General features: G+C 68.4%; 4 protein-coding genes. 1 reads left to right on the plus strand and 3 read right to left on the minus strand.

The window, feature by feature from the left end; all coding sequences use genetic code 11:
• A partial coding sequence (locus VGF12_RS13850; protein ID WP_331176621.1) for a hypothetical protein occupies window positions 1-507 on the plus strand: 507 nt, incomplete at its 5' end.
• Between the two features lie 9 nt (window positions 508-516).
• Here VGF12_RS13850 and VGF12_RS13855 read toward each other — a convergent pair.
• The 3 genes from VGF12_RS13855 to VGF12_RS13865 form a co-directional block, all read right to left on the minus strand.
• Window positions 517-750: a hypothetical protein gene (locus tag VGF12_RS13855; RefSeq protein ID WP_331176622.1), complete on the minus strand. Its 234-nt coding sequence runs from the start codon at window positions 748-750 to the stop codon at window positions 517-519.
• Between the two features lie 65 nt (window positions 751-815).
• Window positions 816-1,535, minus strand: a complete 720-nt coding sequence (locus VGF12_RS13860; RefSeq protein WP_331176623.1) for a response regulator — start codon at window positions 1,533-1,535, stop codon at window positions 816-818.
• A gap of 102 nt (window positions 1,536-1,637) precedes the next feature.
• Entirely contained in the window at window positions 1,638-2,864 is a 1,227-nt protein-coding gene (locus VGF12_RS13865) for a glycerophosphodiester phosphodiesterase (RefSeq protein ID WP_331176624.1), read from the minus strand.
• Window positions 2,865-2,939: the final 75 nt, after the last annotated feature.

Raw genomic sequence — 2,939 nt, forward strand, 5'->3', positions numbered from 1 at the left:
GAGGCCTGCCGCGCCGGCGCGCGCCGCCAGGCCGGGGGTGGTACAGACGCCCCCGAGGACAGCGGCCCGGCCACGCCCTACCTGCTCTTCAACGGCGTGGCTGCCTGCGGCCTGCAGCTCAGCGCCCGGCTGGACGAGCGCATCCAGGGCCGATTCAATGACGTGCAGGGCGTCGTGACCTATACCGAGACGGCCCGCGGCCAGGAGACCCGCCGCGACGACACGCCCTGCCTCACGTTGCAGGCGGTGCTCGACACGCGCACCGGCCGTGTCTGGACGGCCCTGGCCACCGTGCCGCAGGACGTGCAGGGCGTGCGCACTCGGGAGGAGACCAACCGCCGTGCCCAGCGTCAGGAGGGGCGCATCGGCCTGCAATGGCGCGAGGCCCAGGACTGGCTGCAGCAGCGCCTGCTGCAGCTCAGCGCGGAGGGCCAAGACCAAGCGCGGCTGGCGGCCGGCAGCGGCCAGACCGAGATCAAGCTGAAGTGGAGCTTCCGGCCGGCCTGAGCCGGCGGTCTAGGCGCGGTCCTGCAGCGACGTCGCACCCGACTCCTGGGCGCAATGGGCGCAGCAGAATATGACGGTGCCTTGCTGCACGCCATGCCCGATGACCCGGCAGCCGCAATGGGCGCACTGCGGCGCGCAGGCATGGATGGCGCACTCGAAGCTGTCAAAGGTGTGGCTTCTGCCGTCCAGTGTCAGCGTGAAACTGCGGTCGTAGTCGTTGCCGCAAACCTCGCACTTGGCCATGTGAGTCTCCTTTGCATCTGTCGGGAGACAAGTCGGGCAAGCGGCGCGCCCGTGGCGGGCGCGGCTCAGGCGTCGGCAGGCGGCCGGATGTCCGTCAAGCGCCGGCCGCGCCGATTCGCGGCCGTGCGCAGATGCACCAGGGACTCCACGCGCTTGAGCAGCTCGCGGTCGTTCCAGGGCTTCTTGAAGATGCCGTAGACGCCTTCGATCTGGCCCACGCGGCCGTGCAGCTCATCGTGGCCGGTGATGGCGATGACCGGTAGGTCCTCGGTCGCGAGGCTGCCATGGACGTCGGCGATGAGCTCAAAACCGTCCTTGTTGGGCATTTCCAGGTCCGTGATCAGCACGGCGATTTCGGGCTTGTCCTCGAGCTGGGCGAGCGCCTCGTTGCCGTCGTTGACCTGAACCACGACGAAGCCGGCACCCTCCAACAGCCGCTTGAGCTTGGTACGCACGACAGCCGAGTCGTCGGCGACCAGCACCGTGGGCGGCCCTTCGGGGACGACGGGCGCCGCGGCCGGCGGCTGCATGGGGGTCGGTGCCGTGACGAACGGGCTGGCCATGGACGGCCCGGCATTGGGCGACACGGGAAGAGGGGGCAGCGCCACCGGTGCGGCGGTGCGCGGCATGCCCGGGGGCCGGGCGGGCGGCGTGTACTCGCGCGTGGGCCGATAGTCGTCACGCTTGAAGGCGGCGATGAGCACGATGATGGCCAGCGGTATTGCGATCAATACCGGCATCAGATAGGCGCCCAACAACTCCTGCAACTCGTGAAACATCTCCATCCCCGGGGTGTAACAGCGGGCAGCCTAACACCCGCCACACGGCCGCACCACCGAGGAAAGCCGGCATATCTGCACGACATGCCGGCAATTGGCGTCCTTCGCTCAATCGCGGCTTGTGACGCAGCCGCGGCCGTTGACCAGGCAGCGCGCATAGCTGGGGTCGTTCTTCAGCAGGAACATGGCCCGCGCGGCGAAGGCGGTATCGGCGAAATCGGCGAACACGCCGTCCACCCCCAACGCATAGAAGGCCAGGTACTCGTTGGCCGGATTGCCCTGGTAGTCGCTGGCCAGGCGCCGTTGCTCGCTGCGGAAGGTGTAGGGATGAACCAGCAGGCCCAGCTTGTGCGCGTTGGAGACGATGTCGCTGGCGGGCAGCAGCTTGCGGTCGCGCTCGTCGACGAGGCCGTCGCCGTTCGCGTCGGCGCAACCGCCGCCGGCGGCCACCGACTTGCAGGTGCTGGAGATCAGGTAGAGCTTCCAGGGGCCGATGCCGTCGGCATAGGTCCTGACCTCGGCCAGACCGGCCGGCGTCAGCAGATCCTTGAACAGGCCGGCGCGGCCGGAGACGACCCAGTCGTAAGGCTTGTCATAGGGCTTGGTGAAGTCCAGGCTGCCATCGGCATTGACGTCGTTGGCATCCACCAGCTGCACCAGCCGCACGCTCGACTTGCTGCGCAGGTACTTGAGGTTGGCCGTCTCGAAGGACTGGATGATGACCGGCGCATTGCGGTGGTTCCAGCCCGCCTTGCTCAGCGTCGCCAGCAGCCGGTCCTCCAGCGGCAGGCCCAGGCTCTGGTGGTAGGTGGGGTGCTTGGTCTCCGGATAGATGCCGATGCGCCGACCCTCCTCGGCCGATTTGCGCTTCACGAAGGCGATGATCTCTTCCAGCGTCGGGATCTCGAATTTGCCGTCGAAGCCGGGATCGCGGTCGGCGAGCGGCTGGATGGCACGCAGCGTCTTGATCTCGGCCAGCGTGAAGTCGCTGGCGAAGAAGCCCGTCTCGGCCACACCGTCGATGATGGCCGTGCGCTTGCGCGAGGCGAACTGCGACAGCGAGGCGACGTTGGTCGTGGCGATGAGGTTCGGCTCGTGGCGGGCGATCAGTACGCCGTCCTTGGTTGCCACGAGGTCGGGCTCGACGTAGTCGGCGCCCATGGTGATGCCCAGTGCGTAGTTCTCCAGCGTGTGGTCTGGCAGGTAGCCGGTGGCGCCGCCGCGGTGGCCGATGATCAGCGGCGGGTTTTCGGCGCGGGTGCGGTCATGCGCAGAGGCGTTCAGCGTGGCGAGCGCGAGCAGGCAGGCGCCAGCCCAGCGAAGGGGTTGCAGCATCGGGTTCTCCAGTCCTGTTGAGGGGCCGGAGCAGGCTAGGAAGCCGCGGTGACAGGCAGGTGACCCGTCACCCCC

The sequence above is a fragment of the Roseateles sp. genome (assembly GCF_036404855.1).
Taxonomy (GTDB): Bacteria; Pseudomonadota; Gammaproteobacteria; order Burkholderiales; family Burkholderiaceae_C; genus Pelomonas.